Source organism: Veillonella tobetsuensis, from assembly GCF_001078375.1.
Classification (GTDB): Bacteria; Bacillota; Negativicutes; order Veillonellales; family Veillonellaceae; genus Veillonella; species Veillonella tobetsuensis.
In genome coordinates this window covers 14,947-30,880 of the sequence record NZ_BBXI01000010.1, presented here as the reverse complement: position 1 = coordinate 30,880, position 15,934 = coordinate 14,947, and the positions used below count along the sequence as shown (strand labels likewise).

The window sequence follows — 15,934 nt, the reverse complement described above, 5'->3', positions numbered from 1 at the left end:
AACAAGTAAATACTGTCTCTGGAAATAATACAGAAATTATTGGTTCTAAGGTTATCGGTGAAAGTGTAACTACAAAAGTTGGACATGATTTGAAAATTGAAAGTTTACAAGATACAAATGACTACCATAAAATAAGTAAAAATAAAGGTATATCTGTATCTTATGGAATGAGTGGCCCTGCGAGAGTTGGATTTGATAATTCGAGAGGAACTACAGACAGTCACTATGCAAGTGTTACAAACCAGGCTGGTATATACGCAGGTGATGGTGGATATAATGTACAGGTAGATAATTCAACTACACTTACAGGTGGTATAATTAAAGGTAGTCTTGATAAATCAAGGAATAAATTATCCTCTAACTCTTTAAAAATGAATGATATTCAAAATGAAGCATCCTATTCAGCTAAGACATCTGGATATAGTTTATCTACGACTAAACGCTCTAAAAATAATCCAATAGGTATTACCGGTAGCCCTAAAATGGGGATTCCTGTAAAAGGTAATTCTAAATCAACTACTCATTCTGCTATCAGTGAAGGTATCATTGAAATTGCTGAGAGAGAATCTTTAGAAAAGATTAATCATGATACAGAACAAGCACTTAATAAATTAGCACCAATTTTTGACAAGAAGACAGTAGAAGAAAAACAAATTCTATTAACAAAAATTTCAAATTATGGATATAAATTAATTGGTGATATTTCAACACACCAGCAGACACAATTATTAAATCAAATTATAGATGCAAAACGAAAAAATGATAAAGCTAAAGCAGAAAGCCTTTTGAAAGAATATAACAAATGGGATGAAAATGGCGTTTATAGATTACTTTTGCATTCGGGATTTGGTGCTTTTATTGCAAAGACATCTGGTAATGGAGGTTTTAATGGTTTCAATGCTGCAAGTGCTAATATCCTTTTAAATAATACTAAGAATAAAGATTTAGGGAAGATATTTAGTTTAGTAATAGGAAAAGCCGTTGGAAATGATGTTGGAGTAGCGGTTTCTTCAATTGCAAGAGAGAAGAATTGGTTGGAGCATGAGGATAGGCAAAATCTTAATAATGATTTTGCAGTTTTAATCGCGAATGTCGATAATTTATCTGAGCCTGAAAAATTACATCAACTTAGAAAAAAGGCTGCTTATTATTATGCATTGATGCGATATGAGAGAGATTATCATGAATATTATTTTACTGCAGATAATGAGGTACATCCTACAGATGGAGGAATTCATTTAGATCAACCATATTATACAACCGAATCATATGAAAAGTTTGTTAACAATTTATTTGCTTATATGATGGGGGATAATCAAGCTAATATTGATTATTATAGTGATTTATCAGATAAGTATTATAATGAATTTGTTAATAATGATAAATATCTTAAAGATTATGAAGCCAAGGGATATATGATTATTGAACATAATAGTGGTTGGCAGAAAGAAGATGGACAGTATTATGACCAGCTATTAAATGGTAATCGTGTACTTAATGGAACTTATAGAGGTAAAGTTCTTGAGTTACAAGGATATCCTACAGTTTTGGGAGATGATGGTTCTACTTTTTATACTTTGGATGAGGATGGAACACCTTGGTATAATCCTAATCCATCTGAAAGCTCTAGAAATAGAATAGTGTGGCAAGGTTATCAAGATACTGATGGGCAATTTTTTAATGTGCTTGCTGATGGTCGTAAAGTACTAACTGGTGAATATAAGGGAAATTATAATGCTAAAGCTGGTTTAGCCATAGAGTTTGATCGAGATACAAGAACATTTAGTAGTGGAGGATTTCCAATATTTCCTGATGGTGATAAAGAATTAATACGTTTAACTAGTATTGTTGAATTTAAGGCTGATTTAAATTATGCCGGAGAAACTGGTATGTTAATTGCCGGAGGAAATTCGCTTGGACGGGGCGTTTTAGCTAGAGGTGTCAAATCTGGAAATTCTAGACAGAATTCGGGTAATGTTGTAAGATACGCACGAGAATATCCTAAAACAGAGAAAGGGTATTATGGAACGTCTAGTAAAAATAGTGGTAAATCATTCGTTAGAGAAATTCCTGGTGGCGAAAAAGAAGCAAAAAAGTTTTTTGAGACTGAAACGAGGGGTTATATTAAAGAACATATAGAGCCTAATGGTTATATTGTTAGATATATGCCAGATGGTCAAAGAATTGGTTTTAGACCGGTTTCTAAATCCGGTGATGCAGCTGTAGATTTTTCTGATGCTGGGCCAAATAAACCAATTCAAAAAATACATTTTCCAGAATAAGAGGTAATTATGATAAATCATATAAATAAAAAGAGTTTAGATATACTTGCAGGTATAATGAATCAACATGTCGATAATATTTTTTCTCAAAAATTATTTTGGTTTACTCCAGATAGAAGTCAAAAAGAATTAGATGAGAATAATGCTGTAGTGATATATATACAAACTCAGGGTTCATATATTGAGATTGTTAATGACTATATAGAAACTGAAGATTATGATGATTATCCTAATTTTGAAATAAAACGTTGTATTAGAATGAATGAAGATACGGATTATCGTCAAATAGTATCAAATAATATTAATGGAATCATAGAACAGATTAGTATTGTTAATGATGAATTTACTACATTTTATTCAGATGAAATAAATAGTATTGATATAGCAATAAAAATTACTATTTCTGGTCATGATTACTTTATTATTGCTTGGGATGCCATTCTAGGCAATTTAAGTTTTATTGATAAAAGTACAATTTGTAAGGAAGACTTTTGGCTTATTAGAAGTCAGATATCTAAATTTTGGATAAATAAAGATATAGATTTAAGATATTTTTATAGAAAAGAAATACCTATTAGTGATAGACTAAATAATTAATGTATTTAGCAACTTATAGATGTAAATAGAATTAATGAGTTAACAATATATTTAATTTGACATCTATCGACCTGTATTGCTACAATGTTGTGTATAATATATGCGATGAAGCAGAGTAGTAAACCACTCTAGCGAGTGAGGATGGTGTAAGCTCACATTTGGTTGAAGGCGCTGTAGAGCATTGGCAGGAACGCAGGTATCTGTTAGTAAAGGCCAACATAGAAAAAAGAGGGCGCAAGCCAAATAGGGTGGAACCGCGGGTATACTCGTCCCTGTAACGTTTTTCGTTACAGGGACTTTTTTGTTTGTAACGAAATGGTTGATTTTATGTCGGTTGTGTAAAGTGGAGGCAGCAATGACATTTCAAGAGATTATTTTAAATCTACAAAAATTCTGGAGCGATCAAGGTTGTATCGTTCAAAATCCATATGACATCGAAAAGGGTGCAGGTACAATGAACCCTGCTACATTTTTACATGCTATTGGTCCTGAACCATGGTCTGTATGTTATGTAGAGCCTTCTCGTCGTCCAGCAGACGGTCGTTATGGTGATAACCCTAACCGTTTGTTCCAACATCATCAATTCCAAGTTATCGTGAAACCATCTCCAGATAACATCCAAGAATTGTACTTACAATCTTTGGCTGCATTAGGCATTCACGCTGAAGATCATGATATCCGTTTCGTAGAGGATAACTGGGAGTCTCCAACATTGGGCGCTTGGGGCCTTGGTTGGGAAGTATGGCTCGACGGTATGGAAGTAACGCAGTTTACATATTTCCAACAAGTTGGTTCCATCGACTGTAAACCAGTGTCCGTTGAAATTACATACGGTTTAGAACGTTTGGCTATGTACATTCAAGGCGTAGAAAACGTCTACGATCTTAAATGGAATGAGAACGTTACATACGGCGACGTTTGGCATGCTAACGAAGTTGAGCAATCCGTTTACAACTTCGAATTAGCTGATACAGATATGCTTTTCAAATTATTTGACATGTACGAAGGAGAAGCAAAACGCGTTTGCGAAGCTGGCTATGTATTACCAGCTTACGACTATGTATTGAAATGTTCCCACACATTTAACTTACTTGATTCCCGTGGTGCTATTTCCATCAGCGAACGTACTGCTTTCATCGGTCGCGTACGTGCGTTAGCTCGTATTTGTGCACAACAATACCTCGCTAAACGCGAAGAATTAGGTTTCCCACTTTTGAAAGGAGATAAATAAGATGGCAAAAGATTTATTATTTGAAATCGGTGCAGAAGAAATTCCTGCCGGCTTTATGCCAAATATCTTAGGTCAATTGAAACAATTGGCTGAAACAAAATTAAATGATGCCCATCTTCCTTTTGAAAGCATCGAAACATATGGCACACCACGTCGTTTGGTACTTATCGTGAAAGGTCTTTCTGATACATCTGCTGAAATCAGCGAACGTCATAAAGGTCCATCCGCATCTATTGCATATGATGCTGACGGTAATGCTACTAAAGCGGCTATTGGCTTTGCTCGTGGCAAAGGTCTTGATGTAGCTGATCTCGTTGTAGAAGACGGCTATATCTACGCTGAAACTAAAACTGCAGGCGTACCTGCAAAAGATATCGTCACAGATATGTTGCCTCAATTGATTACAGGTCTTAACTTCCCTAAATCCATGCATTGGGGCGATTTAGATGCTAAATTCGTGCGTCCAGTACGTTGGCTTGTAGCATTACTTGATGAAGAAGTAATTCCTGTAGAATTTGCTACTGTCAAATCTGGTAATGTAACACGTGGTCATCGATTCTTAGGAGCTGATGAAATCACTATCAAAAATGCAGCATCCTATGTAGACACATTAAAAGAAAACTTTGTTATGGTTGATCAAGACGCTCGTCGTGAGTTAATCTCTAAACAATTACATGATATGGCAGCTTCTAAAAATGCATCCATCGTTTGGGATGATGATTTGTTAGAAGAAATCAACTATCTTGTTGAATGGCCTACAGCATTGTGCGGTGGCTTTGAAGAGTCCTACTTAGCACTTCCTGATGCAGCTATCATTACACCAATGAAAGACCATCAACGCTACTTCCCATTAGTTGGTCAAGATGGTAAATTGTTGCCAATGTTCTTAACAGTGCGCAATGGTTCTGATCATTCCATCGAAGTAGTTCAAGCTGGTAATGAACGCGTATTGCGCGCTCGTCTAGATGATGCTAAATTTTTCTTTAACGAAGACCGCAAGAAACCTCTTATTGACCGTCAAGATGGGTTGACTAAAATCGTATTCCAAGAAGGTCTTGGTAACTTAGCAGATAAAACTGAACGCTTGCTTAAATTGGGCCGTGTATTTGGCGAAGAATGTGGCTTGCACGAAGATGCAGCTGTTGTATTGGAACGCGCTACAGAGCTTGCTAAAACTGACCTTACAACTGGTATGGTTACAGAGTTCACTGAATTACAAGGTGTAATGGGTAAAGAGTACGCTTTACTTGATGGTGAATCTCCTGAGGTAGCAGAAGCTATTTTTGAACAATATTTACCACGCTTTGCAGGCGATGTATTGCCTCAAACAGAAGCAGGTAAAGTATTGTCCATCATCGATAAAGTAGATAACATCGTTGCTACTTTCAGCCGTGGCTTAATCCCTACAGGATCTCAAGATCCATATGCATTGCGCCGCCAAACAATTGGTATCTTGAACATCTTGCTTGGTAGCGAATGGAATATCAGCTTGCGTCCAATCTTCAAAGCCTCTATGGAGTTATTGAATGTAGCTGCTGATAAACAAGAGGAATTGCTTAACCAAGTTGAAGAGTTTTTCACACTTCGTTTGAAAAATATCTTCCTTGATCGCGAAGTGCCTCATCATGTGATCGACTTGTTGTTATCAAACAATGAATTGTCCGTTGCCGATGCAGAAGGTCTTGTGAACGCATTACTTGTAAACCGCATCGATGAAAATGTTGAGCTTGTTCAAGCCTATACTCGTATGTACAATCTTGTAAAAGATGTAGAATATACAGGTGTTAATAGCGACTTGTTGAAAGAAGATGCTGAAAAAGCATTGTTCGAAGCCGCTTCTAAAGCATCTGAAGCTAGCCTAGCAGCATGGGAATCTAATGATTACGCTGCTGTAGTAGCAGTTCCAGCTATTTTAGTTCCAGCTATCAACAAATTCTTTGAAGATGTAATGGTTATGGATAAAGACGAAGCTATTAAAGCTAACCGTTTACAACTGGTTCGTTTAGCATATAGCGTAATGGCTATTATCGGCGATATTAGTGCATTAAAATAAGATATATTTTATATAGTTAGGAAATTACATTTGTATTAACTATGTGAAACTGAGGAAAGGCAACTGTGGTTGCCTTTTCTTTATGCAGGAATTTTGGTATCTATGTCGAATACATAAAGTATACAAGGTTGTAAGGAGATGCCATTATGATTACAAATGTTGAATTATTCAATGCCCTCCGTAATGTGACGGCTAAGCGTGAAGGTTCACGTTATCGAATTCTCATGGAACTATATACTATTGGTAAAGGAACAAGTCAACGCGTATTAGTTGATACTTTACATATCAGACCGGCTACCGTATCAGAGCAACTTGATGTACTCATACAATTAGGGTTTGTAGAAAAAAACATAGATACTATGGATAAACGTACAACTGTTGTGACATTAACTGATGCAGGTAGAGCAGAGGCTCAGGGTTTAGTTGAGCATAGAGAAAAACAGTTAGCCCATCGTTTTAGGCACCTATCTACGGAAGATAGACAAGACCTGTATGATTTATTATGTCGCATAGATTAATGCTACATCGGCCTGCATATACCTACAGTAAATTAAGTATATAAATCTATACAAGATATAGTGTGTAAGCACTTGCATTGTACATTGACTTATGATAATATATTACTGTTAATTTGAGACAGTCCGCTGCCTATAAGGTGTAGGTATTGAATGTCTGCAAACAGGAGGAAACAATGAACATTATTAACGTACTTGAACAAGAACAACTTCGTACAGACATCCCTACATTCCGCGCTGGTGACACAGTTCGTGTACACGTAAAAGTTGTGGAAGGTACTCGCGAACGTATCCAAGTGTTCGAAGGTTTGGTAATTAAACGTCAAAACGGTGGCGTACGTGAAACTTTCACAGTTCGTCGTATTGCATCCGGTGTAGGTGTAGAACGTACATTCCCACTTCACAGCCCACGCTTAGCTAAAATCGAAGTTATGCGCCGTGGTGTTGTTCGTCGTGCTAAATTGTACTACTTACGTAACCTTACTGGTAAAGCTGCTCGTATTCGCGAAAAACGCTAATGTTCTTAAAAGGCTGCCGTTGGCAGCCTTTTATTTTTGCTAAAATATAGATATAAAATATATACATATGAAAGATATATAGAAAGGAGACATTATGGCAGATTCACCTATCGTACATTGGTTCCCAGGGCATATGGCGAAAGCGACGCGCATGATTACGGAGTATATTAAAAAGGTTGATGTAGTTATTGAGCTATTAGATGCGCGTATTCCACGTTCTAGTGCGAACCCTGTAATCATTGATCTTATTGGTCAAAAACCACACATTGTGCTGTTAAATAAGGTCGATTTAGCAGATTCTAAAGCCACAAAGGAATGGACTGAATTCTTTACTAAAAAAGGCATTACTGTTCTTGCTATCGATTCTAAATCCGGTAAGGGCAATAAAAAGCTTTTATCCACAGTAGAACGCCTCAGTAAACCAATTATTGACCGTTGGGTAGCCAAAGGCATTCGCAGTCGTTCTGTACGTACTATTATTTTAGGGATTCCTAATGTGGGTAAATCTACATTGATTAACTCCTTAGCAGGCTCTGCAGCAACGCGTACAGCTAACAAGGCTGGTCATACACGTGGCCAACAATGGGTTAAGATCGGTAAAAATCTTGAATTGCTTGATACACCAGGCGTATTATGGCCTAAATTAGAGGACCAACGCGCAGCGGCTCGCCTTGCTATGACTGGTGCTATTTCTGATGATGTGTATGATTTAGAACACGTTATGAAACAGCTATTAAATCATTTATTGACGAACACGCCAAATATTTTGGTAGAACGGTATAAATTAAAAGAAGAAGAGATGACCGATGTAGATACAATTCTTGAAAGTATCGGCCGTCGTCGTGGCTGTTTGGTGAGTGGTGGTGTTGTAGATTTTGATAAAGCACGCCGCATTATTTTACAAGATTATCGCAACACTAAACTAGGTGTTATTACCCTTGATCAAGTAGATGAAGAGCCATATTATCCTGAAGATGTTGAGGAGTCTCATAATGGATAAGGATGTATTTTCTAAGCTAAAAGTATCAGATATTAAGGCTTTATTTGAAACTGACCAAGCCTTAGAAATTTTACCATTAGCACAAGCAGACAATCGTATTTCTGTTCAAAAGTTGGCGGCTTCATACATTAAACGCCAAGAAAAAGAATTACAAGAACAGCAGAGACTTATGGGCATGTATGACTATGAAGGCATGTTCTACGATCAAGGCCTCTATCATGTGGCTGGCGTTGATGAGGTAGGACGTGGTCCCATTGCAGGTCCTGTTACGGTAGCTGCTGTCATATTGCCACCTATGACCTTAATTCCAGGTCTAAATGACTCTAAAAAGCTAACTGAAGAGAAACGTGAAGCATTGTATGACATCATTATGCAAGAGGCTGTAGCGGTAAGTTGTATTTCCTATGGTCCAGAAAAAATTGATGAACTCAATATTTACGAAGCAACACGTCAAGCTATGTACGAAGCTATTCGTACTCTCGATGTACCAGCAGAGGCGGTTGTAGCAGATGCAATGAAGTTACCAGATTTAGTGATTCCTGTAGAATCCATTGTTAAAGGGGATAGTAAAAGCGCTAATATTGCAGCTGCATCAATCATTGCCAAGGTTACACGAGATCGATATATGAAAAGTCTCGATGAAGAGTATCCTGGCTATAGTTTTGGCATACATAAGGGATATTATACAGAACTCCACAAAGAGGCTGTTGAGCAGCAAGGTGTGACACCATTGCATAGAAAGAGTTTTGAACCGATTAAGTCAATTGTTGGATGGCATCGCGAAGAGAATTAAATATATAGATTACTCTATTGTGAAATAAAAGTGAAAAATCTATTAAAAAGAGGTTCCTATTGGTCACTTAGGTGACTATTAGGAACCTCTTTTCTATTTACATTAGGGTAGTTACCTTTTTATTCTGTATATATAAGTATTCGAAAGCATCTATATACACAAGGAGGTAACTATGAATACGATTAATTGTGAAGAAAATTGCAACCTATTAGATGCAAAGGCCCTTGGTAATTGGGGGGAAGATATTGCTCGTCATTATATTGAGAAACAAGGACTGAAAATCGTGACGACCAATTACAAAACTAAGGTAGGTGAAATTGACATCATTGCGAAAAATGGGTTGACCTATCACTTCATTGAGATTAAAGCCCGTCGTGGTGTTACACACGGTCTGCCTCGTGAGGCTGTTTCTAAACGAAAACAAAAACATATCAAACAGGCTGCAATGTATTTTATACGTGATTTGCGTGCTCAAAACCGCAAATGGAAAGAATTGTCCTTTGATGTAGTTGAGGTATATGTTCATGAAGATCTTAAAGCAACTATACACTATATGCCTCAATGTTTTTTGTAGGAGGCTAAATTATGTATGCAAAGGTCTATGGTGCTACTGTAGATGGATTAGATGGCGTCATTGTTACCGTTGAGGTAGATATATCGCAGGGCTTGCCCGTCTTTGATATAGTTGGTCTACCAAATCAAGCTGTAAAAGAATCTAGAGAACGGGTTAGGGCCGCTATTAAAAATAGTGGGTTTGAATTTCCTATGCGTCGTATTGTCGTCAATTTAGGTCCTGCAGAGGTACGAAAAAGTAGTTCTGGTCTTGATTTACCAATAGCTATAGGTGTATTGGCCGCATCAGGTCAAATTAAGATGAGAAAACGTAAATTAATGAGCTTATTGCAATCAACTTTGTTTATCGGTGAACTGTCCTTGGATGGAGGGCTAAAAAAGACACAGGGTATTCTTAGTATGGCTATGAAGGCATTAGATGAAAAGCTAGTAACTGTATTTACAAGTTCTGAGAATATAGCCTTACTTCATTATATCGATACCATTGCATCCTATGGGGCTCGTACATTAGAAGATATTGTACAAGTTCTAATAAAGCCTGATAGTTATACGGTTGAAGATATAAGTACTAATAGAGAGGATAAAACGTATAGTAGTATTGATTATAAGGATGTACATGGCCAAGAGTTAGGTAAACGAGCCATGATTATTGTGGCTACAGGTTTGCACCACGTAATGATGACAGGACCTCCTGGGGCCGGGAAAACGATGCTGGCAGAACGATTACCGACTATATTGCCGGATATGAGTTGGGATGAACGGTTGGAAACAACACGTATTCATGATGTAGCTGGACTATTAGAGAAAAATACACTTATCAGTAGACGCCCCTTTAGAGGTCCGCATCATACGGCAACCTTGGCGAGCATAATAGGAGGCGGCAGTAATGCAAAGCCCGGAGAAATTACATTAGCCCATAATGGGGTGCTATTTATTGATGAAGCACCAGAGTTTCCACGATTTATCTTAGATGCTCTAAGACAACCTTTAGAGTCGCATACGATTACTGTAAATCGATTGCAAAATAGCTATGAATATCCTGCTAAATTTATATGTGTATTAGCCGCTAATCCATGCCCTTGTGGGTATTACGGAGATCCTCATAAAGAATGTGTTTGTTCTTCCACAGAATTTATGAAATACCAAAATAAAATTTCTGGGCCTATACTAGACCGTATTGATTTATATATTTCTGTTGAACGGCCTAGTTTTAATGATATGCTTTTGATCAATGAGGATTCTTTAAGTAGCTCTGATATGAAAGACTTGGTTGAGCGGGGACGAAATATACAGTTAGAACGATTTAAAGATTGTACATTTAAAACAAATGGCTCTATGCCACATCGCGCCATCCGTGAACTTTGTAATATTCAGGATGATTGTTGGAATCTACTCAGTGATGTATATGAAAGATTTCATTTTACAGGGCGTAGCTTTGATAGATTACTCAAGGTGAGTCGAACCATTGCAGATATGGATGGTTCATTATATGTAGAAAAGAAACATATTTCAGAAGCGATGTTATATCGGCATACACCATTTCATGTGTCGAGAATAGGAGATCATGATGGAACAACAGTATGAAAGTAATTTCTATATTGCTGCAATGCAGAGTATTACTGCACTAGGTGCGGCTACTATACGTGATTTGGTCAATAATTTCGGCGGTCCCTATGAGGCTTGGTGTGCTTTACAAGATCGTAAGAATTTAAAATGTATATTAGGCATACCCTCTACTAAGTATAAGCAGATAGAAAAAGAGGCTACCAATGAACGACTACAAACTATTTATAAGGCTCTTAAAAACTGGCGTATAGAATATATTACATATCTAGATGTATTATTTCCAGGACACTTACAGGAGATATATAATCCACCTGCAGTCATATTTGTGCGTGGAAATACATCTCTGTTAGATGACGAAACTATGAAAATTGCCATGGTAGGAGCCCGTAAGTGCTCCGATTACGGCCGAAATGTAGCTTTGCGGATAGGAAAAGAATTAGCTGCTTACAATGTGGCAATAGTTAGTGGTGGCGCAAGAGGTATAGATAGCCATAGTCATGAAGGTGCCTTGGCAGCTAATGGTCAAGTGATAGTAGTTATGGGATGTGGTTTAGATATAGTATATCCTCCAGAAAATAAACGATTGTTTGATACGGTACTTAAACATAATGGCCTTTTATTATCGGAATATCCTCCTGGTACACCACCATCTAGCGTACATTTTCCTGCAAGAAATCGCATCATAAGCGGACTTTCACAAATTATCATCGTAGTAGAAGCAAAGGCAAGTAGCGGTTCACTCATAACAGCAGATATGGCAGCCAATGAAGGACGTGAGATTTATGTCGTGCCAGGTAGTATTTTGAGTAATGTAGCCGAAGGGAATCACTGGCTCATGCGTCAAGGCGCTAATGTTTTGACCAAAGCACAAGATATAATAGATGATTATGAGCTAAAACCGCGTGCAGTTGATACGCAAGGGTCCGATGTGTTAAGCTTTAAGTTAGAATGGGAGGTTGTTTTGAGTAAAATTCCTGCAGATCAATGTATTAGTGTAGGGAATTTGATTAAAGAAACACATATTCCATTGCAACGATTACAAAGCATTTTATTAGACCTTGAAATGAAACATATGATAGAAAAGGTTCATTCTAAGGGCTATATTAACCTTATCGGGAGTGATATACTTGTCCATTAAACGATCTATCGTTATTGGGGAACCTAAAGAACCAAAACAAGAAACAAAAAAGAAAAAGGCTACGATTAAGAAAAAGGTAGCCAAAGAAGCGTTAACCCCTGTTGGGATTGTACGTGATAAATCTATCGTGGCCACATCGATGCCACCAGAGCAAAGACAACCACGGGTATATAATCCTGATGGCAAAGTACTTGTCATCGTGGAATCACCAGCTAAATCTAAAACAATAGAAAAATTCCTAGGTCCTAATTACATTGTAAAAGCTAGTATGGGCCATCTTCGTGATTTGCCAAAATCTCAAATGGGCATCGATATTGATCATGATTTTACGCCAAGATATAGTAATCTTGTAGCGCGTAAAAAGGTTATCGATGATTTAGTCGCCCATGCTGATGAAAGTAGTGCTGTATTGCTTGCAACTGACCCGGACCGCGAAGGGGAAGCGATTTCTTGGCATTTAGCATATATTCTTAATGTAGATACTACGTCCAATTGTCGTATTACATTTAATGAGATTACTAAAACTGCTGTAGCGGAGGCCTTACAACATCCACGTACAGTAGATATGAACATGGTTGACGCACAACAAGCTCGTCGTGTGTTAGACCGTATTGTAGGTTACAAATTAAGTCCCTTATTATGGAAAAAGGTTTGTAAAGGCCTGAGTGCCGGACGTGTTCAATCCGTAGCGGTGCGTCTCATTTGTGAACGTGAACGTGAAATAGAAGCCTTTGTACCTCAAGAATATTGGTCTATTGAAGGTCGATTTAAAACGAAAGGTAATGAAGAATTTTCCGCTGAATTAACACATGTAAAAGGGGATAAGCTCGATGTTACATGTGAAGCAGATGCATTGGCTATAAAAAAGGCAATTGCAGATCAAGAGGCTACGGTTACCTCCGTTAAGAAAAGTAAACGAAGCCGTAAAGCAGCACCGCCTTTCACAACGTCCACCTTGCAACAAGATGGTGTTCGAAAACTCAATTTTGGTGCAAAACGGACGATGATGATTGCTCAACATTTATACGAAGGTTTGGAAATTGGTTCTTATGGCCATGTAGGTCTTATTACTTATATGCGTACAGACTCTACACGTATCTCTAAAGATATGCAGGAACAAGCAAGAGACTATATTAAGAGAACCTATGGTGATGATTATTGTCCCGCTAAACCGAATGTATATGGTAAAAAGGATTCTGCTCAAGATGCGCATGAAGCCATTCGTCCAACATCTCTGGAATTGACACCTAAGATGGTAGAACCCTTTGTAAGTCGTGATGAATTAAAGCTCTATACCTTAATTTGGAATCGTTTTATGGCTAGCCAAATGGCATCACAACAAAATGAATCTACTACGATTGAGCTAGATATCGACGATGCTTATACATTTAAGGCCACTGGCTCACGCATACTATTCCCAGGCTTTAGCGCGGTTTACGAGGATAGCAAAAAAGAGGACACACCTCAACTACCAGCATTGAAGAAATGTGATGTGGTAGAAACTGTGCTCATTGATCCAGAGCAACATTTTACGCAACCACCTGCTAGATATTCTGAGGCAAGTCTAATCAAGACATTAGAAGAATTAGGTATTGGTCGCCCTAGTACATATGCGCCAATTCTAGATACCATTGTTAGTCGCAACTATGTTGAAATGAATAATAAACAATTCATTCCTACAGAATTAGGGTTTGTAGTTGTCGATTTCTTGGTAAACTATTTTGAAAAAATCATCAATACTGGTTTTACAGCAGAGCTAGAAGAAGAACTTGATGCCATTGCCAATGGTAAAGATACATATGTGAAGGTACTATCTAATTTCTATGATATCTTTAAACAAGAGTTAGATGATGCTAGCGATGTAGATAAGATTCAAATCGCTTCCATGGAAAGTGATGAAAACTGTGAATTATGCGGTAATCCGATGGTCTACAAATTTGGACGTTATGGTAAATTTTTAGCATGTTCTAATTTTCCAGATTGTAAGAATACAAAGCCTATCACTGTTAGCACAGGCGTTGCTTGCCCTAAATGCGGTGAAGGGGAAATCGTAGAACGGAAATCTAAGCGCGGTCGTATCTTTTATGGTTGTAATCGATACCCACAATGCGATTTTACATTATGGGATAAGCCAACCCATGAGTTCTGTGACACCTGTGGAAGCATTATCGTCGAAAAAACCTATAAAAATGGAACAACGAAAAAATTCTGCTCTAATGAAACATGTCCAACTAGACCGCCTAAAAAAACGAGAAAGAAAAAGACCGATGATGCAGTAAAGAAAGAAGAGGATACAAAGAGTGAGTGAACATAAAGTTACTGTTATAGGGGCCGGTTTAGCTGGCTCTGAAGCAGCATGGCAACTAGCCAATCGTGGTGTTGCCGTCGATTTATATGAAATGCGTCCCGTTAAGAGTTCTCCAGCGCATCAAACTGATCAATTTGCAGAGTTAGTTTGTAGCAATTCCTTGCGCGCTGGTAATATTGAGAATGCTGTAGGTCTCTTAAAGGAAGAAATGCGTCGTTTAGGCTCGTTAATTATGGAATGTGCAGATGCAACGGCTGTACCAGCTGGTGGTGCCTTAGCGGTTGACCGTCATCTATTTAGTACTATGGTAACTGAAAAGATTAAGAGTCATCCTAATATTACTGTCCATCATGAAGAGGTGACTACGATTCCTACGGAGGGAACTGTCATCTTTGCATCTGGACCACTAACTTCAGAGGCTCTTGGTGATGCAATTAGAGAGTTAACAGGTAATACAGGTTTTTACTTCTATGATGCAGCAGCTCCAATTGTAACGGCGGAATCTCTTAATTATGATAAGGTATTTGCAGCGTCTCGCTATGATAAAGGTGATGCAGATTATCTTAACTGCCCTATGAGTGAAGTGGAATATAAGCAATTTTGGCACGAATTGACCCATGCTGAGGCGGTAGAGCCGAAGGATTTTGAAAAAGAAATCTATTTTGAAGGTTGCATGCCTGTGGAAATTATGGCCTCTCGCGGAGAAGATACATTGCGTTATGGTCCTCTAAAGCCAGTAGGCCTTGTAGATAAACGGACTAATGAAGAATCTTATGCAGTTGTCCAATTGCGTAAGGAAAATAAAGAGGGCACCATGTTCAACCTCGTGGGTTTCCAAACCCATTTAAAATGGGGCGAGCAAAAACGCGTATTCGGTCTAATTCCTGGCCTTGAAAATGCTGAATTTATTCGGTATGGTGTGATGCATCGCAATACCTATATCAATTCCCCTGAGTTGTTAAATCATGCATTTCAATTGAAGTCAGATACTCGTTTATTCTTTGCAGGTCAGATGACTGGCGTAGAAGGGTATCTTGAATCAGCCGCATCAGGTCTCATGGTAGGCTTACAGGTAACACGATATCTTAAGGAAAAAGAATTTATTAACTTCCCTAAGACTACAGCTATTGGTTCACTAAGCCACTATATTTCTGGGTACGAAGGTTCAAATTTCCAACCAATGAATGTCAACTTTGGTATCATGGAATCTTGGCCACAACGGATTCGTAAGAAAAAAGAGAAGAATGCTCTTATTGCTAATCGTGCCTTAGAAGAGCTTGAAGTATTAAAGGTTCAAGAACAATTGTAATTGCTTGTTTTTGATTTTAGATTATTCACTTTTGATGACTATATAACTGTA

13 protein-coding genes are annotated in these 15,934 nt (G+C 37.9%); all 13 read left to right on the top strand.

The features are described 5' to 3' along the window. Positions 1 to 2,282, top strand: a 2,282-nt coding sequence (locus tag VEI_RS10180) for a hemagglutinin repeat-containing protein (protein WP_174874278.1), incomplete at its 5' end; no start/stop codon positions are given. A 9-nt stretch (positions 2,283 to 2,291) separates the two neighbouring features. Beyond that, positions 2,292 to 2,879, top strand: a complete 588-nt coding sequence (locus tag VEI_RS04965; RefSeq protein ID WP_059362671.1) for a hypothetical protein — start codon at positions 2,292 to 2,294, stop codon at positions 2,877 to 2,879. Positions 2,880 to 3,234: 355 nt separating this feature from the next. Continuing rightward, positions 3,235 to 4,110, top strand: coding sequence for a glycine--tRNA ligase subunit alpha (glyQ, locus tag VEI_RS04960; RefSeq protein WP_059362668.1), 876 nt, complete (start codon positions 3,235 to 3,237; stop codon positions 4,108 to 4,110). Position 4,111: 1 nt separating this feature from the next. Further along, positions 4,112 to 6,163, top strand: coding sequence for a glycine--tRNA ligase subunit beta (gene glyS / locus VEI_RS04955; RefSeq protein ID WP_059362665.1), 2,052 nt, complete (start codon positions 4,112 to 4,114; stop codon positions 6,161 to 6,163). Between the two features lie 146 nt (positions 6,164 to 6,309). Continuing rightward, on the top strand, positions 6,310 to 6,681 hold the full coding sequence (locus tag VEI_RS04950; RefSeq protein ID WP_059362662.1) for a MarR family winged helix-turn-helix transcriptional regulator: 372 nt from the start codon (positions 6,310 to 6,312) through the stop codon (positions 6,679 to 6,681). Positions 6,682 to 6,854: 173 nt separating this feature from the next. Next, complete coding sequence (rplS, locus tag VEI_RS04945) at positions 6,855 to 7,196, top strand: 50S ribosomal protein L19 (protein ID WP_004695921.1); 342 nt, start codon at positions 6,855 to 6,857, stop codon at positions 7,194 to 7,196. 94 nt (positions 7,197 to 7,290) lie between these two features. Further along, a complete protein-coding gene (gene ylqF, locus VEI_RS04940; protein WP_059362659.1) occupies positions 7,291 to 8,196 on the top strand; it encodes a ribosome biogenesis GTPase YlqF in 906 nt (301 codons plus the stop codon). Beyond that, complete coding sequence (locus tag VEI_RS04935) at positions 8,189 to 8,989, top strand: ribonuclease HII (RefSeq protein ID WP_059362656.1); 801 nt, start codon at positions 8,189 to 8,191, stop codon at positions 8,987 to 8,989. Before ylqF ends, VEI_RS04935 begins: the two co-directional genes overlap by 8 nt. Before the next feature lie 172 nt (positions 8,990 to 9,161). Next, the gene (locus tag VEI_RS04930) at positions 9,162 to 9,563 is read left to right on the top strand and encodes a YraN family protein (RefSeq protein ID WP_059362653.1); all 402 of its coding nucleotides are present in this window, start codon (positions 9,162 to 9,164) and stop codon (positions 9,561 to 9,563) included. An 11-nt stretch (positions 9,564 to 9,574) separates the two neighbouring features. Next, the gene (locus tag VEI_RS04925) at positions 9,575 to 11,146 is read left to right on the top strand and encodes a YifB family Mg chelatase-like AAA ATPase (protein WP_059362650.1); all 1,572 of its coding nucleotides are present in this window, start codon (positions 9,575 to 9,577) and stop codon (positions 11,144 to 11,146) included. Continuing rightward, positions 11,130 to 12,266, top strand: a complete 1,137-nt coding sequence (gene dprA / locus VEI_RS04920) for a DNA-processing protein DprA (RefSeq protein ID WP_059362646.1) — start codon at positions 11,130 to 11,132, stop codon at positions 12,264 to 12,266. Before VEI_RS04925 ends, dprA begins: the two co-directional genes overlap by 17 nt. Further along, positions 12,256 to 14,574: a type I DNA topoisomerase gene (gene topA, locus VEI_RS04915; RefSeq protein WP_059362642.1), complete on the top strand. Its 2,319-nt coding sequence runs from the start codon at positions 12,256 to 12,258 to the stop codon at positions 14,572 to 14,574. The genes dprA and topA overlap by 11 nt, the downstream gene beginning before the upstream one ends. After that, complete coding sequence (gene trmFO, locus VEI_RS04910) at positions 14,567 to 15,883, top strand: methylenetetrahydrofolate--tRNA-(uracil(54)-C(5))-methyltransferase (FADH(2)-oxidizing) TrmFO (RefSeq protein ID WP_059362639.1); 1,317 nt, start codon at positions 14,567 to 14,569, stop codon at positions 15,881 to 15,883. The genes topA and trmFO overlap by 8 nt, the downstream gene beginning before the upstream one ends. The last annotated feature ends 51 nt before the right edge of the window (positions 15,884 to 15,934 follow it).